This is a genomic window from Sediminispirochaeta bajacaliforniensis DSM 16054 (assembly GCF_000378205.1).
In the GTDB taxonomy this organism is placed as follows: Bacteria; Spirochaetota; Spirochaetia; order DSM-16054; family Sediminispirochaetaceae; genus Sediminispirochaeta; species Sediminispirochaeta bajacaliforniensis.
In genome coordinates this window covers 1-23,945 of the sequence record NZ_KB899439.1, presented here as the reverse complement: position 1 = coordinate 23,945, position 23,945 = coordinate 1, and the positions used below count along the sequence as shown (strand labels likewise).

Below are 23,945 nucleotides of genomic sequence, written 5' to 3'. Positions count from 1 at the left end.
AAAAAGAATTTGCGCAAGTTTATTGACACTACCTCGAAGTTGGAGGGGTTGGAAGTTTGCGTATATATTTTAAACTTATTTTTGCTTCTCCCGTATTGTCATGTTTAGGGAAAATATATTTTTCTTTTGATTTTTTAAGAAGTATTGCAGGTATGTGCCTAAAAAATATGAAAAGAAATTTTCGTCGTGCTTGAACTCTATATATATAGGAAAAGAGTGTAATGGCCCAAAGGCGGGCCTCCTCATGATTATATAATTGATGTCATAGCTGTCCAAAACAATCATAACAGCACCAGCTGAAGATTTACAGATTTTGTTATTCTGCCCTTCGGTGGCGGTTTATTAAGAATAGTCCAGATATCTTTTCGAGAGTTCAGAATAGTCGGAATCAATTTCATAAGAGAGAAATGAGTCCATGTTCTGGTAGACAACATTTTCAACTGTTGGATCAACAAGAATGCAATCAATGCGATCCATATCTGAGTCATCACTGCATTTCTGGATGTCCCGAAAAACTTCTTTATTTTTAAATTCTGCTTTATGGTTTTAAAAAATATTTCAATCTGCCAACGGTCTTTATATATGGCAGATATTGTAGTCGGTGACCAAACAAAATTATTTGTGAGAATGACAACATATTTTCCAGTTTCTGGATCTTTCGACCGAATTCGGCGCAGCTTTAAAGGACATTTCTTGCTGGTGTGATAACGACTGAGTAATCGGCATTCTTTTTCTGTCTGGTAACGAAATAAATGCCTTTAGTACAATAATTTGCGAATAATTTAAAATCTGTATAGCCTCTGTCGAAGGTTATTACATCCCCGGGGTTGAACTCCATTTCTTTTAACGATTTCAGTTCATGTATCTTTGCTGTGGTCATCGAAATAAATGTCGGAATGTATCCTTTGTGATCCAGCTTCACATTCAACTTGATGCCGCCTTTTCGTTTTCTGAAATCAGCCCAGGGAAACAAGCTGAGACACAGATCAATTGTTGTAGCATCTACGCTGTAAAGCGGGTTCTTGAATTTATGCTTATGGCGTCGTTCCATTGACAGTATTTTTTCCAGAAGGTCTGAAAAAACGTTTTCATAGATGGTAGATGGCCGATTGTTATTCGCATACGACAATGTTGAGCGCTTAACTTGTTTCACTCCCAGATGATAAAGAGATTGCCGCATAGATTCCATTGTCGTTTCTATACCTCGAAGTCCTGTTTGTCCCGATAACTGAGCAAATATCATGGAAACAAACTGTTCCCAGCAGGTAAATCCTTTGGAAGCAAAATCTCCATTGTGTTTTCTTACTGATTTTTCAAATTCATATCTCGGTATGCTTTGAAGAATCTGCTGAAAAATGCTATTCTGATATCCCATGGCCTGATTTCCTTCTTGTATAAAGATTTATGCCGCCAAGCTTAAATCAGTATACTCTGGATCTCAGGCCATTAATAGTCCTTGTTTTGGACAGCTATGAATTGATGTGCAAAGTCTAATATCAGATAATGGTTTGACTGTCTTATATGTCTTTTGAGTTTAAAACCTGATTATCGTGTGCTTGTGAGAAGAAAACATATAAAGTACATACTAGAATCCGAAGTGATTGAAGCTGAAAATCGAGAAAAATTAAAGAGCTCCTAAAGAATGGACTAAAATAAGGTAGGCCGAATGCTACTTTCTTTAAGTAAAGGATTACAGAGGTTCCCCTAAGAAAATCATGTAATTATTTATTGTAGGGCATGGTCATATCACAAGTGTTAAGAGGTTTCAATAAATTTGACTCAACTGATGGGCAGATTTTTACAGTATTTTCAGAAAGATGATCGACTAAGAGTGGGAAACTAGTATAGGCACTGACTATCTTGCGAACTAAAAATAGTTTGTTAAGCAACTAAATTTCTTTAAGGTATTAATCAATATGAAACGAATTGGCATATTAACTTTTCATAGTGTTACAAACTACGGTGCTATTTTGCAGTGCTGTGGGCTTTATTCTGTGTGTAGAAAGCTTAACCCCGAGGCTTTAGTTGAGGTTGTCAATTATCAGCCATATCAAGCGCTAAAAGAGTATTTTCGAACTGGTTTATATAAGCCGAAAGATATATTTTATTTGTTAAAATATGTTCGGTTTGTATTATTTGGAAGAAAAAATTTAACATTAAGTGGACCTCCTATGTATACAAAAAAAAGCTTGCAGAAACTTCATGCAAGGTACGATACTTTAATTGTCGGAAGTGATGAAGTTTGGCGTCTGGGGGGGATTAGGGGGTATGATTATTCTTATTTTTTAGATTTTTGTGATGATGGGACCCATCGAATTGCTTATGCCGTAAGTTCTTCGAATCGTGCTAAAAAGGATGACTATAATAAGGAAGTCGTAATATTATTGAATAAATTTGATTTCATATCGGTTAGGGATAGTTATACAAAGAATTTTATCTTGCCATTAATTAATTCAGATATTACAGAAGTCCTTGATCCGACATTCTTGTTTGATTACAAAATAATAACATCGGCGAAAAAAGTATCTTCTGATAAGTATATTTTGATATATGCTGGTATAGATGAAAAAGATGCAATCCCAATTTGCGAGTATGCTAAAGCTCATAGTCTTAAAATAATATCAGTTAATAGGCGATTATCTTTCGCCGATAAATCCTTTCCTTATATTGATCCTGGGCGTTGGCTTGCCTTTTTTCAATCTGCGGACCTTATAGTTACTGAATTCTATCACGGTATGATATTTGCTTTAAAAAATGAAAAAAAATTTGTTATGCTTAAACATCCTGGAAAGGCCGCAAAAGTGGAAGGACTTACTGAGAAATTGGGAATTACCCATTTGCTTGTTGATTCTCCTCTTACTATCGAAAAGATTCAATTATGTATTGACAATATTGATTATTCATCCATCAATGAGATCCTATTAAAGTTACAAGACAGTTCTTACAATTTTTTATCTGAAGCTTTAGGTTAAAAAAGGCCAGTGAAATAGATTATGACTATAGATTCAGTAACTAATAATTACTTATGTAGTTCTTGTGGAGCGTGTAGTGTTGCCTGTCCTGTTGATGCAATTACCTTTATTGAAAGTTCCGGAGGATATCTATTTCCAAGAATAAATTCTGATGCATGTACTCAATGTGGCCTTTGTTTTAAAGTTTGTCCCGGAAAGAATCTCATGGAAAACCCTTCTGAAGATCAACACGAGAATTTTTTTGTTGGGTCGGTCTCTTCTGCATATGTCGGTTTTGCAAACAATGAGCTTATCCATCAAAATGGACAAAGTGGTGGAATCGTTACGGCCCTTCTTGACTATCTTATTCAAACTGAGAATGTTAGATATGTAGTTGTTTCTATTATGCGGGAAGGAATACCCCCTCGAGGAGAATCTCTTGTTGTAACCGATAGCCATACGTTGATAGTATCGCAGAAATCTAAATATACTCCGATTCCCCTTTTGGCAACGTTGAAGGAGATTCCCAATGATGAACACGTTATTGCTATTGTTGGCCTGCCATGTCATATGCAGGGTCTTCAAAATTTGCAGAACATGATTCCTTCATGGCAAAAAAGAAAAATAATAAAGATTGGTCTTGTCTGCCAGAAAGTAATGACTACCGGTGGAATTGACTATATGATTCATCAGTCAGGAATAAAGAATGTTGTTGATCTAATTTTTCGCGACACAGGAAGGACGGGATATCCTGGCGCCCCAATAGTACGAGATAGCGATAATAATGAAACTATTCTCCCGCATGATGCTTGGTCTTCAATAAAAGAAATTTTTACGCCATTGAGATGTCGGCTATGCTTTGATAAAATAAACGTTTTTTCTGATATTGTGTGCGGTGATCCTCATCGTATTCCCGGGGCAAAAGGAAAAAAACAATCGCTTGTGTTAACTCGTACAGATATAGGTGATGCTATGATAGAAGATGCATTAGATAAAAAGATAGTTACCTTGCGTCCCGTCGATATTAAAGTTGCTGTAGACGGGCAGCGCATAAGAGAAAAAATGGAAGATTGGCATGCAAGTGTTTTTGCATGGAGACTGAAAAGGGGAAATCGCTCCTTTTCTAATTGTAAAGAATGGAAAAGGATTTGGAATATTGCCAAAAAAAAGAAATTGCTATCTTTATCGTTAAAGATTGACTCTTTTGAAAATAGAAATGACCTTTATAATTTTATATCTGTTTGGTTAGAAAAAGAAAAGCGAAAGAGAAAAAATATATTTTTTCGATTATATCGAAAAATTAATAAAGTATATACTATCTTACGGAATTTGTGATGGCTTGCATATTATTTATCACTGCATTATATCCACAAAGTGATAACCAATCACGGATGGAAAAGACTTTTGCATTACATAATTTTGTAAAATATTGGGTTGATGACAATATCATTGTGATTAAACCCATTAAAATAAAGAAAAAAGAATTTCATCGTTTTTTTCAAATAGAAAAACGCAATGTAGGAAATGTATTAGTATATCTTATTCCATATTTCCGACAAGAATATTTATCATTTTTTTTCCGTTTTCATCTCTATCATCTCCTTAAAAAACTTAATATTCACCCTGACATAATAGTGAGCCATTATAAGACGAGTCATATATTCGGACGTCAAATTGCTTTAAAATTTGGCATTCCTCTTATATGTGGAATTCATGTGACAGATATTAATTGCATAAAAGCAAATAACTCCTCTGGGAAAAAAATTTCAACGGCGATTGTTTCTGCCAATGTAGTTGCCTGCCGGTCATTCCAAATAAAGCGAAAACTTTTGGAATTACTACCACCTCATTCTGTTGATAAAAAGTTATTTGTTGTTAATTCTGGTATAGCAGAAAAGCATATTCGATCTAAGGATTTTTTTCTTGAAAAAACCAATAAGGAGGAGTTTCCTGCTTTAATAACAGTCTCGACTTTGAAGGCCAGAAAACATATTGATAATGCAATTAAAGCTTTTGGGCATTTATCTCCTATGTTTTCTTCTTATACGATTGTTGGTGGCGGACCGGTATTTAATTCTCTTGTAACTTTATCGAAAAAAATTGACACAGAGGATAAAATCCAATTTGTTGGCCATGTTGATTCGAGTCAAGTATTTCCTATGCTTATTAATCCTCAAATTTTTCTTCTTGTAAGTTCAAATGAGACTTTCGGATTGGTTTATCTGGAAGCGATGGCATATGGATGTATAGTAATCGGGTTAAAAAATGAGGGTATTGATGGAATTATCGTTGATGGTGAAAATGGCTTCTTGTGTCCCGATCCATCGGTAGCATCTATAGAGCATATTTTACGAAAAGTTCTTAGCTTAACTCAGCAGGAGAAAAAGAAAATTCTAATGAATGCTAGAAATACTATATTGATGCACACTGAGCAATCAGCTGGATTAAGATATCGAAAGTTGATTCAACAAGCTATGGATGCTCATTTTTATGAAAATAAAGCTTAAATACTGTAGAAATATTCTTTTTTTTCTTGTTTTACTAATAAAAAGAAGACGCATAAAAAAAGATAAATGTGTCTTCTTTTCTTATAAAGATACAGAGTTAAAGCGACCAACTTACATGTTGGTGCACATGTTTGCCCTCTTTGGATGGCGAATTTTCTTCTCTTCAACGTTAAAAGAATTGCTCAAAACAGGAGTATACGGCCGAAAAATATTTTCTAAAGGGAACGCAGACTTCACTATTTCACAAACAGGGTGTGACGTTGATTTGTCTGTTACAACCTCACCTAATCATAAATCTGAACATAAAGAATTAGTCGTTGATTTCGATTTGTTTGGTAGACCGGAATATCAAGGTATCTTTTTTCCCATCATGTTCCATCCCGATTTTATTGAAAAGGATACAATAGACAAAACGCAGGCATTGGCTCAAAATCATGACCGTCCGATGCGCTTGTTCTTTGCCGGAAATTTCGATAAAGCTGATTATGATCGCCCCGATACAAGAGAACTATTCAATATTGCTACTCGCTATGAAATTATTCAATTTCTTAAAATGACACTTCCTGCTGAGAATATCTTTGAACCCCACTCATTGGCAGAATTGGAAGAAGCAATTCGTTTGGGCATGTTGCGGGAACGGTTTGTCTTGTGTGATACCGCTATATGTAAGATCCCCCAGGATCGGTGGTTTGAATATCTGTCGATGAGTAAATTCTTTTTATCACCTCCCGGGGTAGTTCAGCCCTTTTGCCATAATACGGTAGAAGCCATGGCTGTTGGTACTGTCCCACTGTTACAGTACCCAGAGGTATATATCCCTTCTTTATGTGATAGAGAGAATTGCATGGTTTTTCGTTCGCTTAATGAGCTCTTTTCGATTGTTCTGTTGATATTAAACGGCCGTTTCGATAATAGGTATTCCTCAATGTCCTTTCATAGTCGGGAATATTTCGAGAATAATCTTTCCTTAGATGCGTTCTGCCGCCAATTGGATGATTTCATGATGTCTCAAGAAAAATATAAAAGAATATATATATGCCAGAACACTTTAAGTACTTTACTGTATAAAAAAGCTTTAAGAAGAAGGAACATAGAAATTGAATTCGATAGATAAAAAGGATAAGCAGAGGGTAACAATATTAATTATTATTGTTATCCTTTCGTTTTTACTGCGTATTACTGGTAATAATTTTGGCTTACCACTTTGGGTACATCCCGATGAGGATGTTGTTCTTCTTCCCGCTGTCCATATGGCTGAAAATGCCACGCTGATTCCTGATGAATATAGAAGACCTAACCATATTTCGATATTTTTTAATTTTTTTGTAGATAATATTGTTTCGTTGATTTTTTATAAAAGCCGGGCACATATAGTCTTTCAAACTCATCTGAGTCTGTTTATTATAATAGGGCGTACAATTTCTGCCATTATCGGTACTTTCTGCGTTGTGGTCGCATATTTTATCGGTAGAGAGTTTCTTCCTGATTTTAGTATACCAGCAGCTCTTTGCTTTGCTTTTTTTCCTCCATTTGTTGAACACTCGCATTACATCACACCGGAAATAGTTAATTTATTTTTTACTCTTTTGCTAATTTTATTTTCCATTAGATATATTAAACGAAACGACCAGCGTTTGCCTTATTTTGTGATCTTGCTTTCGGCACTTAATACTTTAGAAAAGTATCCTGGTTTGATTTCTTTTGTTTTCCCCGTTTTGTGTATCACAATTGTAGAATTCAAGAATCGTAATAATCATACCGGAATGAAAAAAATACTGCAAAGATTATTTATTAAATGGATTCAATCTTTTTTATTATTTCTTTTTTTTATGTATATAATTTCTCCTAGTATTTTCTTGAATTTTCGAAGAACGTTTAAAGCTCTTGTTAGTGAGTCCGGGGCCCATATGGGGATGCCTATTTTAGGCTGGTTTGGAAATATTAAATATTATGTAAGTATGTATCAACAGTTTGCTGGTTTTTTTTGTTTGGTATTTTTGTTTGCTGGATTATTTTTTATTATAAAAAATCGAAATGCAAAATTCGTTTTTATGTTTTATGGGGCTCTTTACTGCCTGTTATTAAGTGTTGTTATTCTACATTGGGAACGATGGGCTGTCCCCATGTACACGACTCCTCTACTCATTTCCTCCTTGGGAATTGCATATGTATATGAATATTTCAAACATATCAATAAATATCTGAAATACGTTGCAATCTTCCTCACAAGTTTACTTTTGGCTGCTTTTATTTCTCAAAGTTTGTATAGTGATGCAAAGTTGCGAGCTCCGCATACTAATATGTTGGCTTTAACCTATTGCAAGGAACATGGTATAACTGAAAATAACTCAATGTATAGTGGATATACACCATTTCGGCCTGATAGCCCCCTACCCCTTTTGGTTGATTATGATCGTTTTTATTCTACTCCTCAATACCAGTACTTGATGATTTCATCAGGTGTGTATCAACGCTTTTACAATAATAAAAAGCTATACCACAAGGAAATAGCTTCCTATGATAAAATTCGCTCTAATCTTAGGTGTATAAAGAAGATAGAGCCTCGCATTCCTCTATCAAGCTTATATAAAGGACGTATTGCCGAATTAAGAATTCCGTTTTATATTAATTCTTTTATTAAAATGATATTGGAACGGACAATGTATTGTGTCGGACCGACGATTGAAATTTATGAAAAGTAGTTCTTTCTTTTCCGTAGTAATTCCCCTTCACAATAAAGCACCTCATATCAAGCGGGCAATCCAGTCTGTCTTCGCTCAAAAGGGATCGGATTACGAACTCATTATTGTCGATGACGCCTCCTCTGACGGTGGAAGGGAAATAGCGGAGGGCCTTATTACCGGTAGGCCTGCATGCCGTTTATGTAAACGAACGGAACCGGGGCCCGGGGGATATGCAGCTAGAAATCTGGGAATTCGAGAGGCCGCAGGCGAGTGGATTGCCTTCCTTGATGCCGATGACCAATGGGCCGAAGGGCTTCTGGATGAATATCGGCGTCTTATGGCTCTTTTCCCTGATTCTGCTTTCATAGGCACTGCACAACGTGAAGTCTCAGTCTCTGGGAAGCTCTCCTTTGATCCCTTTTATCAGAAAACAGGTAAAAGAGAACCTGAATGTATCAATCTTTTGGCATATGCTCATTACGGAAGCCAAGATTGCAATCCAATTCATACTTCTGCTGTGGCAGTTAAGAAGGAACTTTTGCTGGATATCGGAGGCTTCCCCGAAGACCGGTGTGTGCGTGGCGGTGATCGTGATACATGGCTACGCCTGCTATCGTGTACCGATTTTGCCTGGTCTCCTTTTTTAGGGGCTGTCTATTATCGTGATTCGGTTAATATGGTTACCCATACGACACCCCCTCCTGTCCGTAATTGCATGGATCAGACCATCGAGACATTGATACAAGATAAGATGTTGCTGCTCAGATTTGGGCCTGCCTTTGTCGCTGAAATGCGAAGACTTGCGAATGCCGAACGGAAAAGTGCTTTAAAGCATAGGTTGCGCAAGGGGGCGCTTTGTCCGGCGGATGTACGAATGCTTTATTTTTCGGTCCAACCGTCTTACTGGATTCGTATGCTTATCGTTGCCCTGATTCCAGGTCCTCTTGTCCGATCGTTTTTTCGTTTTGTACGATTTCTTAAAGGGAATCATAATAGGAGCAAAAAAGTATGAAACCTGCTTTTCTTATTACCATTGATACGGAGGGAGATAATCTTTGGACCTCTACAGCCGGCCCCGTGTCGATGGAAAATGGCCGGTATTTACCCAGATTTCAAAATCTATGTGAAAAATATGGATTTCTGCCGACCTATTTAACCGATTATGATATGGGGCGGAGTCCTGATTTTCTGCATTTTGCAGAGGAAACCTTAAAACGCGGTACCTGTGAAATTGGGATGCATCTCCATGCTTGGTCGACACCTCCGGCTCATCCTTTAGATAGTGAGGTACGTCGCCCTCAGCCCTATCTTATCGAATATCCCGATGAGGTAATGGAAGAAAAAATTGATAGGGTGACGCATACATTACGAAGTCAATTGGGTTCTGGTGTTGTAGCGCATCGGGCTGGCCGTTGGGCTATGGACGAGCGCTATCTGCGTATGCTTGTGAATGCCGGATATTCTGTGGATTGTTCCGTTACACCTGGAGTGGCATTAAAACCATCCTCTCCGGCTTCTCCTCTTTCTCCGCGAGGCTATGAACGTTTTCCCGAAAGCGCCTATGAACCATCGCTTTCCGATTTTCGACGTTCAGGCTCTTCTGGTTTGTTGGAGTTGCCGGTTACCATTGGAATTAGGCGTAGGGCTTTCAAGATGTTTACTCCCTTGCTTCCTGGTAAGCTTTCCCGAAGGCTTTTACGGCCGCTATGGCTCCGTCCCAACGGAGAAAACCTCGAGGATATGCTTAAGCTTGTGCGTTGCCACATTGCATCCGGCGCCGATTATCTGGAGTTTATGATTCACTCTTCCGAATTGATGCCCGGGGGCAGTCCCTACTTTTCCGATCATGAAAGCGTGGAAAGGCTCTATCTTCATCTTGAAACGCTCTTTTCGCAACTGAAGGATGTAACTCAGGGAATGACCTTATCCGGGTATCGTAATCACTATTTTTCTTCTCTATCCGCTAAGGAGTCTCTATGATTACGTTGCAAGGTAAATATGTTTCTGTTGCTGAAATGTGGTTTCAACCACCTACTTCTTCTGTGAAGGGTTTTGACATCCTTGACTTACGACAAGTAGAAAGTCCTCCTGAGCATGCCCGGTGCCATCAGTTTTCAACGCTTCTCTTTGATCTGACTCGTACCGAAGATGAGCTTTTTTCCGATATTAGCAAGGGCACTGCGTCAAAGATTAGGCGGGCCCGGGACCGGGATGGGATCGAGGTCTATTCTTATGAGCGAGACGATGATGCTTTGCTGCGGTTTGCTGAGTTTTATGCCGAGTTTGCTCGGTCAAAGGGAATGTCTCCGGTGTCTTTTACATATTTGAAGGCTTGTCTTGAGGCCGGGGAGCTTGTACTTCGCGAGGCACGATTCTCGGAACAGGATGAGACAATCGTTTGGCATTCATATATTGCTTCCTCTGGTCGCGCTCGGTTGCTACACTCCTCATCACTATTTCGAAACAGTAATGATTCATCCTTTCGCAATCTAGTAGGAAGAGCTAACCGGTTCCTCCACTGGGATGATATGCTCTGGTTCAAAACGAAAGGGTTCACCACATACGATCTTGGGGGCTGGTATACCGGCAGTGAGGATCAGGCCAAATTGGCAATCAATCGTTTCAAGGAAGATTTCGGTGGTCGGGCCGTGACTGAATACAATTGTCGTAAGCCGCTGACACTAAAGGGTAGTCTCTATCTTTTGTCCAGACGTCTGCGAGGAAAGGATTGAATGAGAATCCTCTTTATCGTCTCTTCCCTGGGACCGGGAGGTGCGGAACGCGTGCTCAGCAGTTTGGCGAACAGCTGGTCGAAGAGGCACGAAATTTCTGTCCTTACATTACGTAGTCCCCAGCATGATTTTTACGTTCTGGCGCCCGAAGTCAATCGTGTTTCCCTCGACATTGAAAGAAAGTATTGGTATTGGCCCTGGGCCCATTGGGCTATTATACGCGGTATTAGGAAAACTGCAGATCGACTGAAGCCTGATTTTGTTGTTAGTTTCGTCATCAAAACCAATATTTTCTGCCTGCTTGCCAAGCCAAAGGAACCGTTGGTTGTTTGTGAACATAGTATCTTAGATCGTGCGGATATTGATTGGCGGCAGGAATTCCTGCGAAAACATTTATACGGTCGGGCTTTTAAGATTGGAGTGCTTACCGATAGTATTCGAAGCTCTTTTATGCAACGATACCCTGACATCGATGCAAAGAAAGTGGTTGTCCTTCCTAATCCGGTGAGCTTTCCCGATGCTTCGGCAATACATAAAATTTCTTCTGCTGATTTATTTCCGTCGGAAAATATTCCTGTCAAAATAATTGTGTCTTTGGGACGGCTTGTTCCCATCAAGGGGTTTTTGGCCTTAATCAAGGCTTTTGTTCTGTGTTACCGAAAGATTCCAGAGACAAGACTTGTCATTTTCGGGGATGGACCGGAACGGAAAAAGCTTGAAACGGCTATTCCCGCTAACCTGACTGGAAAAATCTTGCTTCCGGGAATAACCGATAACCCCGCCGGGGTACTTGCCGTCGCCGATCTGTATGCAGTTTCTTCGCGGTTTGAGGGCTTTCCTATGGGAATCGTGGAAGCTCTGTCTTCTGGAGTTTCGTGTGTCGGTTTTGATGTACCTGGTGTCCGGGATGTTGTTGAATCGGGAAAGACAGGTCTTCTTGTTCCTCACGGAAAAGTCGAGGCCCTGGCGGATGCTATGATCAGATTGCTTTCCAATCCAACGGAGCTTACGACCATGGGGCAAGAAGCGCGTGAGATCGCAGCAAAATACAGTCCTGATAAAGTGGATACTATCTGGTTTGAAAGGGTTTTTGTTCATGAAGCCTGAAATCTGTTGTTTCTATCTTGCTGACGATATCACCCTTTTCCATACCCTCTACCCCATCCTGAAGGTTTCTAAATTTAGAAAGCACTTTTACTTCACCGATGACCTTGATTATGTATTGAACAGGGCCCGGGAACCTGTTCTCTTGCTTGTGCGTTTTTATAAGCGCAGGGAAATTGCACAGGATGTGCTGCTGCTCAAACACTTTCGGGATCGGTTTCGTACGGTTGTCTATTTTGACGATACCGCCAGTGCCGACGAGCTGAATACTGCAGTGTTTCCTTATGTTGATATCTATTACAAAAAACAGCTACAGCGTGATCGAGATGTTTATACTCGTCCCTCTTACGGGAAACGGGCTTTCACCGATTATTACCACCGTACCTGCGGTCTTGTAGATGATAACGAAGAAATTCGCCCTGCTCTTTTGCCTGAAGAGCTTCGAAAGCTGCACTTGGCCTGGAATCTTGGTATCGGCTGTTATCCAAAATCAAAGATCAGAAACGGCCTGGCGCGGCGCCTGGAACCCCTTTGGGGCATGAAAGCCATGCGTTTTCTTTATTCCAGCCCTGAACGGTATCGGGGAAGTGTGAAAAGAATTCCCAGGATAAGTGCCCGTTTCGGTACGAACTTCGACCGCCGCACCGTTGCTTTCCATCGTGAGATTTTTCTCAAACAGGCAGAATCGAATTCGTTATTTCTTACCGGTCGGGTTTCCTTACGGCAGTTTAATCAGGAAATGCGCCAGGTCCGGGCGGTGTTGAGCCCCTTTGGCTGGGGAGAAATTTGTTTCCGCGATTTTGAAGCCATACTGAACCAATCCGTATTGATCAAACCGGATATGTCGCACATAGAAACCTGGCCGGATGTGTATCTTCCCGATGAAACCTATGTGTCCGTCGATTGGGACGGAAAAAATTTACTGGAGCGTTGTAATACAGTAATGGATACTACTTTGGAACTTGAGCGCCTTAGATCAAATGCATACGAAGCATACCAAAGCCAATTTCGACTTGTCGATCATCGGGTGCAAAATTTTCTTGAGAGGATTATGGCGTGAAACCCATAATAACATTCCGTCGTTTTGCATATTGGTCTTTAGTTCTTCTCCCTTTTGCCATGTTTTTATATTGGATGGCGAAAGGGGAATCTCTGACCTATCCAGATTATGATCCGGTTTTTCCTTTCCTTTGGATGATGGGCAATGGAATAGAAACGCTTCCGCCGACTGCATACAATTTCTTTTTCCTATCCGCGACCTTGGTAGGGTATCTCTGTATCGTCCTCGTTTCTTTCTTTGTAAACAGAGATATTGCTTCTCCTGAGACTATTATCATTGGGATATGGGTGGGCGGCGTCTTCTTTTTGGGAACCGGTTGCTTTATCTCGGTTCCGGATATGCTTACGATGGTAACAGCCTCGATTCTGCTCTATCTGTTGCTTCGTTCATCGAATACAGAACGTAATATGTCCTATTTATTTCTGTCGGGAATGATCATCGGGATGGCTACAGGAATAAAAATCGTAAATTTTGCTTTCGTACTTGCTCTCTGCATTCCGCCTTTTTTCTTTCGCTCCAAGCCTTTGGGGCGACGATTGCTTCAAAGCCTCATAATGCTTTTGGGGCTGTTTGTTTTTTTTGCGGCAGCCGTCGGGACCTTGGCACTTTTAGAACGTTTGCCTGATTTTCTTTCCGGTCTGACAAACTGGTATGGTGAGTTAGGGGATAAAAAAGCGGTTTTTGGATGGTATATGACACGAAAACGTTTCATAGTGGATTGGGGACGTTCCCTTTATATGGGGCTTGCTTTCTGTTTAGGGATAACCGGTATCGGCTTCCTTGCCGATCGGCTACCCCGCCGTGTTTGTATACCTCTTTTTATTTGTTTGTTGGCTGCCCTAGGCTTGGCTATGAATGAGTTTCATATTATCTATGCAGACACGTTGCTGGGCTTTGCTTTGGTTCTGTTCTGTTTTACCTTGATAGCGGAAACGCGTCACCATCCGGAGTACCGTAGGCTCCTCGCCGTACTCGGTGTTTTTTTCCTGCTTGTGCTTTCCATATGGTCGACTCGTGATAGTAAATATGCCTTACCGGGACTGATGCTTTTTTTCCCATCGATGATTTCTATTCTAGAAAAGAAAGCGCCCATGCGTTTTACCTCTGATACATACGATGGGGAGTTATCCAGGCATGTTTCCTGTATTTTGAGTGAACAGTGGTTTAAAAGCGTGTATGGCTATGTTCTGGTATTTTTTCTTGTTGGGCATATGATGCTGTTTGTAAAAGGCGGAACAATATGTCACTGAACCGCTTGCAGAATGCGGGGGGGCTTTTGGCTCTCGCTGCCGTTATCACAGTTCCTTTGGCTTTAATGTTCCAGGGCCTTGATTTTACCGATACCGGTTGGCTGCTCACGAACTATAGCCTTTTTTTCGAGCATCCAGAGGGAGCCCGTTATTGGTTCCATCTTTGGCTTACCTATTGCACCGGTGCACTTTGGAATATTGGTTTCGGGCGATACGGATTAATCGGTATGCGCTTAGGGGCTGTTGTTGTGTATTGGCTTACTGCCTTTGTCGTCTATCGTCTTTATGCTGGAAAGGTTGGCCGGAATCTCCTGCTCTTATCCCTTGCCATCGGTCTTGTCGGTAATTTTGCGAATAGGATAACGATTATTCACTATAACAGTTTGACGGTTTTATTGCTTTCGCTCACCCTTCTCTTTCTCTTGCGGGGAATTGAACGGAAATCTTTCCTTTCTGTCCTTGTTGCAGGTTTTTTTGCCGGTGCAAACGTATTCGTACGCATTCCAAATGTGCTCTTCTTTGCGGTTGCTTTGGTTATCTTCTTTGATGCCTGGATAAAAAGGAGTGGCTTCCGGAAGCATACGATTGGCTTCTGCCTGGCCTTTGTTTTGGGAATCCTTCTGAGTGTGCTTGTTATTTTTACCGTCATGGCACTATTGGGGCAGCTGCCCCAATATCTGGAATCGGTGAAGGAGCTGGTTTCATTTGGTAATAATGACCTAACAAACTATGGTGCCGTCGGTTTTGAACGGCGTTTTACCACGCAGAATCTATCGGCTTTGGGTTGGGGGTTCCTTCTCTTAGGACTCTTTTTCGCCATTTCTCGAATAGCTGAAAAAATCAACTTACAACGCTTCTGCCGATATGGTGGAATTATCGTTTTGGCTGGTGGTTTTTTTCTTTTATATATTATAGGAGCATTGAACAATCTTCGTTACATCATGGTAGGAGCGGCATACCTGACTTGCATTGCCGTTCTGTTTGGCTCTCCGGCTGATCGTGACGGAAGTTCCAAACAGCTGGCTTTTATGCTCCTTCTTTCGCTTCTGCTTCTTTCGACAGGTTCCGATACGGGGATTTCCGTTTCGGAATACGGCCTTGTGTTGGTATTACCATTAATGCTCCGATTCTGGACCACATACAAAGAGCGGAGACGCGAATTCTCGGTTGAACGTTCATCAGAAACTGTTACCTACCATTTTCGGCTGTCTGCGAAAACACGCTACGGAATAGGACTACTGCTAATGGCCATGTGCCTTTTGGTCGGTACGCGTGAGCTGTGGATGCAAACATACCGGGATAACGATAAGCGCTCGGCAATGACGGCCTCGGTTGATCATCCGCTCTTGCGGGGCGTTCGTACAACACCCCAACGGGCCAACGTTGTTGGCGAGGTCCTCGATGCCCTGCAGGGCTATGTCAAACCGGGAGATCCCCTGTTGAGTTTCGAGAGCGTTTGCATGTTGCATTATTTGTCGGGAACGATTCCTTTTGCCGGCAATGCTTGGCCTATCCAGTTCACTCCAGAGGATTTTAAGAGAGAATTGGCAGCTGGTCTTTCAGTGTACGGAAAACCTCCAATTGTCGTTATCGCAAAACAGGAGACCTCCTCCGACGGCTGGCCGCAGGAAGGATCTCTACGGGGCAGTAAAATGGCCGTGGCCGATCGTAACGTCTTTTATGAGTTCCTGGACACCCATGGCTATGTGCCGGTCTGGGAAAATGAAACCTTCATGATCTTGGAACCATCTTCATGATGATGCTACCTCAGCGTGTTGAACAAAGCTGTAAAATCCAATATAACAATCTGGCATACACAAAAGGATATCTATGAAAGGAATCATACTTGCCGGTGGTACCGGATCGCGACTTTTCCCTGTAACGAAGGCAATTACCAAACAGCTGCTGCCGGTGTACGATAAGCCGCTTATTTATTATCCCCTATCGGTTCTCATGCTGGCTGGTATCAGGGATATTCTGATTATATCCACGGCCAAAGACATTGACCGGTTTTTCGATGTGCTTGGCAATGGAGAGCAATTGGGGATCTCCCTCAATTACTTGGTCCAGGATAAACCAAACGGGATTGCCGAGGCCTTTATTGTTGGTGAAAATTTCATCGGAAATGATAGGGTTGCTCTTGTTTTGGGAGACAATATATTTTATGGTCAGGGATTTTCCGATGTTTTGGATGAAGCGGTTGCCCGCTCAAGTGGTGCCACCGTATTTGCTTATTACGTTGACGACCCCACGGCCTTTGGTGTTGTTGAATTTGATGCCGACTTTAAGGCGCTGAGCATCGAGGAAAAACCCGAGAAGCCGAAATCAAATTATGCTGTGACCGGTCTCTATTTTTACGATAACAAGGTAGTTGATATCGCTAAATCGATCACACCTTCTCCCCGGGGAGAGTTGGAAATTACCGATGTGAATAGGTACTACCTCTCACATGGAGAATTGGCGGTGGAATTGTTTGGTAGAGGTTTTGCCTGGCTTGATACCGGTACCCATGATTCGATTTTAGATGCATCCTCTTTTGTTCGGACCATAGAAAAACGCCAGGGCTTGAAGATCGCTTGTTTGGAAGAGATTGCCTATCGAAAGGGGTTCATCGATAAAGAGGGATTGTTGGCCCGGGCACAAGAGCTTTCCTCTTCAAGCTATGGAGATTATTTACTGAAAATTTCAAAGGAGCTTCTGTAAATGGAGAAGGCAAGAATGCTTTGTTTTACCGAACGAGGAGACTCCAGGGGAATGCTTATCGCTCTGGAGGAGGCTCGAGAGATTCCTTTCTCCATTGCTCGAATCTATTATATGTATGGCATGACTTCTGATCTTTCCCGGGGAAATCACGCCAATATGCGTTCTCGTAATGTCTATATTGTGCTTCGGGGTAGTTGTGTTATAGATGTAGACAATGGCGATGAATACGAGAGTTTTCTTCTGGACTCACCGGCGAAAGGGCTTTATTGTGAGCCAAGAACCTGGAAGGTCCTGCATCATTTTTCCGAAGATTGCCTGCTTCTTGCTCTCAGTGATATCTATTACGATGCGGGAGAATATATCAATGATTACGAACAGTTTCTTCAAGCGGTGAGATAAAGCAAAAGAATTATTTGTATGAGGTTGTTTCAATGGAAAATAGAAAAATTGCGGTAGTCGGATTCGGATATATCGGGTCGGTTATCGGCTCCGTCCTTGCCGATCGTGGCTATACGGTTATGGGCGTCGAGCCCAATCAGCGTATTGTCGATGCTATTGCGCAGGGACGCAGTCCTTTCGCCGAACCCGGACTTGAAGAATTGGTAAAGAAGGGTCGTGAGGCTGGCAGATTATTCGTTGGTAAGGATCCGTCGGTGGTTGCCGATTGTAAGACCATTGTCATAACGGTAGGAACTCCCCTGTCCGGAGATCATGATCCCGATCTTTCTCAGATTCGTGCCGCTGCCGAAATGATTGCACCCTATGTTTGTCATGGTGCGCTGGTAATGTTGAAAAGCACTGTTCCTCCGAATACTACCGAAGGCGTTGTGGGCCAGGTACTTGCAGACAAAAAAGTGGAACTTGCTTTTTGTCCCGAACGGCTTGCCGAAGGGAAAGCTATTGGGGAGTTCACTGCGATTCCTGTTGTTGTCGGAGGAGTGACCGAATCGGCCACGAAACGTGCTGCCGCCTTCTGGCGTGAGGCTTTGGGGGTCGAGGTTATAGAAGTCGGAAATGCCAGAGCAGCCGAGATGGTAAAGCTCGCCGATAATTTATGGATCGACCTCAATATTGCCTTGGCCGGTGAGTTGGCAAAGGTTGCCGATAGACTGAATATCGATGTGCTTGATGTCATTCGTGCTGCAAACAGCCTGCCAAAGGGAACGGGCAACGTGAATATTCTGATTCCCTCGGTGGGCGTGGGGGGATACTGCCTCACCAAAGATCCCTGGTTTGTCCACCGATTGGGTAAAAATCTTGGATTGGAATTGTTGATTCCTCCTGCTTCCCGGAACGTAAATGACAGCATGCCGACCTATTCGGTGGAATTGATAAAGAGCTTTTTACAGGGACGTGGGAAACCTACAGCGAAAACGAAGGTCGCTGTCATGGGGATAGCTTTTAAAAATAATACCGGAGATTGCCGCTTTACTCCGACAAAACCGGTCATTGAGGCGCTCCAAGCCGAGGGATATGTGTTGCAAATTTGTGATCCCTGGGTGGAGGAACATGATATCCAGTTGGTTACCGAACTGCCTGTCTCTAAGGATGTAGAAGATACGATAAGGGATGCTGATTGTGTTGCCTTCCTGGCCGGACATAAACAGTTTCATGATATCCCGATAAAACAAATAGTGGAACTTGCCAACCCGGGGGCTCTTATATTCGATGGAAGAATGTTTTTCTCAAAAGAAAAAATCCGTGAAATGGAGTCGGTCGGGTTACATTATAAAGGAGTCGGAAGATGAATCTACCTAAAGTAATGGTTACCGGGGGCTCCGGTTTCATCGGCAGCCATTTAATTGATGCATTGTTGCCTGATCATGAAGTGTATGTATTTGATATCGTGCCTTTGGATAAGGCTCCAAACTTGATGGATGCCAAAGATCATCCTCATCTCCATTATACGGTTGGAGATATTCGGGATCCTGCGGCTCTCCGTGCTTTCTGGATTCCTGATGCTGAGGTTATGTACCACCTGGCATCTGTGGTTGGTATCAAAAATTATATAGCCGATCCTTTGACATTGATTGATATAAGCGTTATAGGAACCCGGCATCTGCTGGAAATTGCCCGGGAATACAATACAAAGGTCCTTTTTACCAGTACCAGTGAAATCTATGGAAAAAATCCGGCTATTCCTTGGGATGAGGCCGGTGACAGGGTTCTTGGTCCGACATCGATAGATCGATGGAGTTATAGTTCGGCAAAGGCTGTTTGCGAGCACATGCTGTATGGAATTCACAGGGCAAGCGGTTTACCGTTTACCATTGTGCGTTTTTTCAATGCATATGGACCTCGGCAGAATCCTTTCTTCGTTGTTTCCCAAAGTGTATACAAAGCCCTGCGTGGTGAGGAACCGCTTTTGTATGATGACGGAAAAATGACCCGTTGTTTTACCTATATTAGTGACATTGTTCAGGGGATTATTGCCGCTGCAAAGAATCCTAAGGCAGTAGGCGAGGCCTTCAACCTTGGGAATTCGGTGGAGACGACAATGAAGGAAGTAATCGAGACGGTTATTCAAGAGACGAACAATGGAACGTCCTATCGTATATTCGATACTCAGAAAGAGTATGGTAAGGTATATGAGGATATTCCCCGCCGCGTGCCGAAGGTCTCGAAAGCCGATGAAGTCCTTCATTGGAAAGCAACAATCCAGGTACGGGAAGGAATCCGTCGTACCATTGAATGGGCAAGAAAAAACGAATGGTGGCTTGAGGACGGTAGAAATACATGATTCCATATGAAGATCTTGGCGCTGCCAATGCTCCGTTTATCGAGGAGTATAAAACATCTTTCGAGGCAACACTGAAGTCCGGATGGTTTATTTTAGGAAAGAATGTCGCCGAATTCGAAGAAGAGTTTGCCCGATATATCGGAGCAAAGTACTGTGTCGGTGTAGCTTCCGGTTTGGATGCGCTCATTCTTTCCCTCAGGGCTCTTGATCTTCCGAAGGGAAGTGAGGTTGTTGTTCCCTCGAATACCTATATTGCGACAATCTTGGCGATCGTACAATCCGACCTTATTCCCGTTCTTGTCGAACCTGATATTGCTACCTATAATATCGACCCCAAAAAGATCGAAGAGAAGATAACTTCCAAGACAAGGGCAATAGTAGTTGTACATCTTTACGGAAAATCCTGCGAGATGGATCCGATTCTTGATATCTGTCGTAGACATGATCTTCGTCTTGTAGAGGATGCGGCGCAGTCTCACGGCGCTGCCTATAAAGGAAAGACCACCGGTACATTCGGCGACTTCGGGGCTTTTAGTTTTTATCCCACGAAAAACCTTGGCGCTCTGGGCGATGCAGGGGCCGTTGCCACCAATGACCCCGTATTGGCCCAAAAGATTCGAGTACTTCGCAATTATGGTTTCCAAAAGAAGTATTACAACGAAGTGGTCGGATTTAATTCGAGATTGGATGAAATCCAGGCAGGCTTTTTACGAATCAAATTGAAGAGCCTTGATGTAATTACACAGCATAAGCGTAAGCTGGCGGCTTTGTACCATGAAGGACTTTCCAATGCATTCATAAAACCCGTAGTCCAGGATGATTTTTTTGATGTCTATCATATCTATAATATACGTCATCCGGAGCGAGAGAAACTGCAGGAATATCTTCTGACAAAAGGCGTAAAAACGGACGTTCACTATCCGGTTTCCCCGCATCGTCAGGAGGCAATGAAGGGGATACTCGATCATTTTGATTGTCCGATTTCAGAGGAAATTCATAAGACAACCTTAAGTCTTCCAATTTCTTTTTGCCATACCGAAGATGATGTCTGCCGGGTCATCGAAGCATTGAATTCATTTTAGGAGACGGGACGGAATACAGTATGCGGCTTTCAATTTGCATACCGGTTTATAACGGTTCAAAAACAATAGGCGACCTTGTTGCTGAAACAAGGCGGCAGCTTAGGGACTACGGATATGAGCTGGAATTTGTACTTGTTAACGACGGAAGTCAGGACGACAGTGATCGGGTTTGCACACAGATTGCAGAAGAGAACGATGATGTCTCCTATATCTGCTTAAGAAGAAATTATAGTGAGCATAATGCCGTCATGTGTGCTCTTAATCACATGACCGGTGACTATGCGATTATCGTCGACGATGATTTTCAGAATCCGCCTTCGGAAATAATAAAACTGGTTAAGGAAGCGGAAAAAGGTTTTGATGTTGTCTATGCAAAATACCGAAAGAAAAAGCACAACTGGTTTCGGAATTGGGGCAGTAGATTCAACGATAGAATGGCAACCTGGCTGATCGGTAAACCAAAAAACCTCTATCTATGTAGCTTTAAATTGATTACCCGTGATGTTGTCAATGAGATCATAAAATATACTGGTCCGTTTCCATACATTGACGGTTTGCTTTTGCGTGTGACAAACAATATTTCCGATGTATATGTGGAGCATCTTCCCCGGAAGGAGGGGAAATCAAATTATACCTTGGGAAAATTGATTAATTTATGGCTCAGCATGTTTATTAATTTTTCCATAAAACCGCTTCGCCTTGTGACGTTCCTCGGTTTTTTTACCGGATTATTTTCCCTGGGGCTTGGAATATACTTTATTGTCGACAAAATTCTTCATCCGGAAATATCGCAGGGATGGGCGTCGACGGTCGTTATTGTCTTATTTAATGCTACGCTGCAAATGCTCTCCTTAGGAATTGCAGGTGAATACATCGGGAAACACTATCTTGATACAAATGGGACTCCTCAATGGGTAGTAAAAACAAAGCACTTATCAGACAAATACTCAGCTTCAACATAATCGGCGTAGTAAATACGCTGGTTACCTACGGGATTTATTCGGCGTTTGTTTCTTTGGGCCTGCATTATAGTCTTGCCCTCGTGCTCGAATACTGTTTTGGGGTGACATTTAGTTTCTTTATGAATAAGCACTTTACCTTCGCGCATAAGGAAAAAACCTCGGCAGCTATGTTTGGAAGAATGGTCGGAAGCTACATTGTTGTCCTTGGTGTTAACTGGCTTTTACTGCGGTGGTGTATCGAAGGCTTTGGTCTGTCAGAATATTTTGGCCAATTCATAGCCTTGTCGATTTCGGTTTTGTTTTCCTTTTTTCTGCAGAAATTTTTTGTTTTCGTCTCTTCTCGGCGAAAGGCGTAATAACATGCGTCGCCTATCGAAATCACTTTCTCATTTTCTTATAATACCATTAATTCTCTTTCCGTTACTTATTATTCTTCAGGGCTTTGATGTCACCGATACCGGTTGGCTGCTTGCTAACTATCGAAACATTTTTTCTGCACCAGATTCTGTTTCATACTGGTTTCATCTCTGGTTGACAAATATTCTCGGTGGGCTTTGTATGAAGGTATTTTCGGGCCTTGGTTTTTACGGAATGAAGCTTGGAGCGGTGCTTCTTTTTTGGGCTTCGGCCGCCATTGTTTATTATACTTTACGTGATTATTTGACTCCGAAGATGCTTTACCTCGGGTTGTTTCTCGGTCTTTGTTATGCGTTTGCCGGAAAAATCACTATTATCCATTATAATAACACCTCGGCGCTTTTTCTTATTATTTCCGGTGTAGCGCTTGTAAAGTCTATAACATCCGGAGGCTTTGCATGGGCTTTAATTGGTGGAATGGCTGTACTCCTTGCTGGCTTCGCACGTATACCAGGAATACTTGGCATTGGCATGCTTATGTGCATTCCTTATGCAATTCTCTTCCTTGATCTTGATCCTCATAAAGGGTTACGGATTCTTTTAGGCTATTGTCTTGGTGTTCTTGTCATGCTGTTTACCATTGTTGGTATCATGTGTTTGATGGGGCATTTGGAATTATATCGCGACTCTTTGTTCCTTCTTTTTCTGAAGTCTTCAGTCCATGATTCCTATGGTCCATTTCGAATGTTTACAAGGTTTATACGTCAAAATCTGCAAGCATTATTAGTTGGTATCGGCATTATTTCTGTTGCTGGACTCTTTTCTGCTGTGCTGGCTGTTATTGATGATAGCAAGCATGTGATAATAAAATATTTTTTCTTTGCTTTGATTATTACTACCTCCTTTTTCGTTGCTAGCAGGCTTTCGTTGCGGACTGCCCTTTTGGGCCTTTCTGGGGTGTGTTATCTTATTTGTGGGATTCCAATATTTTTCCCGAAGCGTTTTGGTTCGGGAAGAACACTTTTGGCTATGGTTTCTATCTGTTTACTTCTTGCTCTTTCGGTAGGTTCCGACACCGGCCTCAAGGTTTCTAGTTATGGTTTTACCTTATCCATTCCTGTTGCGCTTGCAATTTTATTCACTTCAGACAGTGTTTTTTTTCGGACCGAAGGTCGTGGTAGATCGGTATGTGCCGTTGTTCCTGTAATCCTCATAGCAATAGTTTTACCACTTGGAGGGACCGATTTATACAGTGGAATTTATCGTGACTCACATAACCGTCGATTACTTACTACAAGGATGACAGATCCCTCTTTGAGAGGGGTTTATACCACGAAAACACGCGCTCATCTTATAGATGATGCCGTTACACAATTACATAAGTATGTGGCGCCTGGCGATGAATTGATAACTTTAGAGAGTATCGGAATCTTTCATTATATATTAAGAACGCGCCCCTATTTACATAACCCTTGGCCCGTTCTTTATGAACCGGACTACTTTCGCCGATGACGTACAATATCTTGCGCAAATTCTAATTTTGATAAAAAGAAAGTCCTCAATCTGACGATTGATTAAGTACGACCAAAACCAGGTCAGAAAGAGGACTATATGAACAGTAAGATTATCGAGATAAATGAGGAAGAAGTCAAAAACCATTTAGGGAATTTTGTTAGAGAAACGGTAGAGGAAACATTGAATGCCATGCTGGAAGCTGAAGCCGAGCAATTGGTCAATGCCCAGAAGCATGAGAGAAACACAGATCGGAAGGGGTATCGAGCCGGCCATTATAACCGAAAGCTGTTGACCAAGG

General features: G+C 41.8%; 23 protein-coding genes and 1 pseudogene. 22 read left to right on the top strand and 2 right to left on the bottom strand.

Going from position 1 to position 23,945, the window contains the following annotated elements:
* Nucleotides 1-281 precede the first annotated feature (281 nt).
* Complete coding sequence (locus tag F459_RS24725; RefSeq protein WP_407636030.1) at nucleotides 282-668, bottom strand: transposase; 387 nt, start codon at nucleotides 666-668, stop codon at nucleotides 282-284.
* 11 nt (nucleotides 669-679) lie between these two features.
* A complete protein-coding gene (locus F459_RS23775) occupies nucleotides 680-1,375 on the bottom strand; it encodes an IS4 family transposase (protein WP_020614573.1) in 696 nt (231 codons plus the stop codon).
* A gap of 541 nt (nucleotides 1,376-1,916) precedes the next feature.
* On the opposite strand from F459_RS23775, the gene F459_RS0120720 reads away from it, so the two are divergent.
* From F459_RS0120720 to F459_RS22715, 22 genes and pseudogenes are all read left to right on the top strand, one after another.
* On the top strand, nucleotides 1,917-2,972 hold the full coding sequence (locus F459_RS0120720) for a polysaccharide pyruvyl transferase family protein (RefSeq protein ID WP_020614572.1): 1,056 nt from the start codon (nucleotides 1,917-1,919) through the stop codon (nucleotides 2,970-2,972).
* Nucleotides 2,973-2,993: 21 nt separating this feature from the next.
* Nucleotides 2,994-3,164, top strand: a pseudogene (locus F459_RS24720) (4Fe-4S binding protein); the annotation flags it as partial.
* 12 nt (nucleotides 3,165-3,176) lie between these two features.
* Nucleotides 3,177-4,286: a Coenzyme F420 hydrogenase/dehydrogenase, beta subunit C-terminal domain gene (locus F459_RS0120715; protein ID WP_020614571.1), complete on the top strand. Its 1,110-nt coding sequence runs from the start codon at nucleotides 3,177-3,179 to the stop codon at nucleotides 4,284-4,286.
* Complete coding sequence (locus tag F459_RS0120710) at nucleotides 4,286-5,458, top strand: glycosyltransferase family 4 protein (protein ID WP_020614570.1); 1,173 nt, start codon at nucleotides 4,286-4,288, stop codon at nucleotides 5,456-5,458. The genes F459_RS0120715 and F459_RS0120710 overlap by 1 nt, the downstream gene beginning before the upstream one ends.
* On the top strand, nucleotides 5,442-6,572 hold the full coding sequence (locus tag F459_RS0120705; protein ID WP_020614569.1) for a hypothetical protein: 1,131 nt from the start codon (nucleotides 5,442-5,444) through the stop codon (nucleotides 6,570-6,572). The genes F459_RS0120710 and F459_RS0120705 overlap by 17 nt, the downstream gene beginning before the upstream one ends.
* Nucleotides 6,556-8,160: a glycosyltransferase family 39 protein gene (locus F459_RS0120700; RefSeq protein ID WP_020614568.1), complete on the top strand. Its 1,605-nt coding sequence runs from the start codon at nucleotides 6,556-6,558 to the stop codon at nucleotides 8,158-8,160. The genes F459_RS0120705 and F459_RS0120700 overlap by 17 nt, the downstream gene beginning before the upstream one ends.
* On the top strand, nucleotides 8,150-9,154 hold the full coding sequence (locus F459_RS22730) for a glycosyltransferase family 2 protein (protein WP_020614567.1): 1,005 nt from the start codon (nucleotides 8,150-8,152) through the stop codon (nucleotides 9,152-9,154). Before F459_RS0120700 ends, F459_RS22730 begins: the two co-directional genes overlap by 11 nt.
* Nucleotides 9,151-10,122, top strand: coding sequence for a polysaccharide deacetylase family protein (locus F459_RS22725; RefSeq protein ID WP_020614566.1), 972 nt, complete (start codon nucleotides 9,151-9,153; stop codon nucleotides 10,120-10,122). The genes F459_RS22730 and F459_RS22725 overlap by 4 nt, the downstream gene beginning before the upstream one ends.
* Nucleotides 10,119-10,874 carry a hypothetical protein gene (locus F459_RS0120685; RefSeq protein WP_020614565.1) on the top strand — a complete coding sequence of 252 codons (756 nt, stop codon included), beginning with the start codon at nucleotides 10,119-10,121 and terminating at the stop codon, nucleotides 10,872-10,874. The genes F459_RS22725 and F459_RS0120685 overlap by 4 nt, the downstream gene beginning before the upstream one ends.
* The gene (locus tag F459_RS0120680; RefSeq protein ID WP_020614564.1) at nucleotides 10,875-11,981 is read left to right on the top strand and encodes a glycosyltransferase family 4 protein; all 1,107 of its coding nucleotides are present in this window, start codon (nucleotides 10,875-10,877) and stop codon (nucleotides 11,979-11,981) included.
* A complete protein-coding gene (locus F459_RS0120675; RefSeq protein ID WP_020614563.1) occupies nucleotides 11,971-13,038 on the top strand; it encodes a hypothetical protein in 1,068 nt (355 codons plus the stop codon). The genes F459_RS0120680 and F459_RS0120675 overlap by 11 nt, the downstream gene beginning before the upstream one ends.
* Before the next feature lie 74 nt (nucleotides 13,039-13,112).
* On the top strand, nucleotides 13,113-14,288 hold the full coding sequence (locus F459_RS0120670) for a glycosyltransferase family 39 protein (RefSeq protein ID WP_245540245.1): 1,176 nt from the start codon (nucleotides 13,113-13,115) through the stop codon (nucleotides 14,286-14,288).
* On the top strand, nucleotides 14,279-16,045 hold the full coding sequence (locus F459_RS0120665) for a hypothetical protein (protein WP_020614561.1): 1,767 nt from the start codon (nucleotides 14,279-14,281) through the stop codon (nucleotides 16,043-16,045). The genes F459_RS0120670 and F459_RS0120665 overlap by 10 nt, the downstream gene beginning before the upstream one ends.
* A 73-nt stretch (nucleotides 16,046-16,118) precedes the next feature.
* The gene (gene rfbA, locus F459_RS0120660) at nucleotides 16,119-16,991 is read left to right on the top strand and encodes a glucose-1-phosphate thymidylyltransferase RfbA (protein WP_020614560.1); all 873 of its coding nucleotides are present in this window, start codon (nucleotides 16,119-16,121) and stop codon (nucleotides 16,989-16,991) included.
* A complete protein-coding gene (locus F459_RS0120655; RefSeq protein WP_020614559.1) occupies nucleotides 16,992-17,390 on the top strand; it encodes a sugar 3,4-ketoisomerase in 399 nt (132 codons plus the stop codon).
* 32 nt (nucleotides 17,391-17,422) lie between these two features.
* Nucleotides 17,423-18,739, top strand: a complete 1,317-nt coding sequence (locus F459_RS0120650) for a nucleotide sugar dehydrogenase (protein WP_020614558.1) — start codon at nucleotides 17,423-17,425, stop codon at nucleotides 18,737-18,739.
* On the top strand, nucleotides 18,736-19,731 hold the full coding sequence (locus F459_RS0120645; protein ID WP_020614557.1) for an NAD-dependent epimerase/dehydratase family protein: 996 nt from the start codon (nucleotides 18,736-18,738) through the stop codon (nucleotides 19,729-19,731). Before F459_RS0120650 ends, F459_RS0120645 begins: the two co-directional genes overlap by 4 nt.
* Complete coding sequence (locus tag F459_RS0120640; RefSeq protein WP_020614556.1) at nucleotides 19,728-20,813, top strand: DegT/DnrJ/EryC1/StrS family aminotransferase; 1,086 nt, start codon at nucleotides 19,728-19,730, stop codon at nucleotides 20,811-20,813. The genes F459_RS0120645 and F459_RS0120640 overlap by 4 nt, the downstream gene beginning before the upstream one ends.
* A gap of 20 nt (nucleotides 20,814-20,833) precedes the next feature.
* Nucleotides 20,834-21,775 carry a glycosyltransferase family 2 protein gene (locus F459_RS0120635; RefSeq protein ID WP_020614555.1) on the top strand — a complete coding sequence of 314 codons (942 nt, stop codon included), beginning with the start codon at nucleotides 20,834-20,836 and terminating at the stop codon, nucleotides 21,773-21,775.
* Nucleotides 21,724-22,131: a GtrA family protein gene (locus F459_RS23370; RefSeq protein ID WP_020614554.1), complete on the top strand. Its 408-nt coding sequence runs from the start codon at nucleotides 21,724-21,726 to the stop codon at nucleotides 22,129-22,131. Before F459_RS0120635 ends, F459_RS23370 begins: the two co-directional genes overlap by 52 nt.
* A gap of 4 nt (nucleotides 22,132-22,135) precedes the next feature.
* A complete protein-coding gene (locus F459_RS0120625; protein WP_020614553.1) occupies nucleotides 22,136-23,644 on the top strand; it encodes a hypothetical protein in 1,509 nt (502 codons plus the stop codon).
* Between the two features lie 99 nt (nucleotides 23,645-23,743).
* The coding region (locus tag F459_RS22715) for a transposase (RefSeq protein WP_020614552.1) at nucleotides 23,744-23,945 on the top strand (202 nt) is incomplete at its 3' end.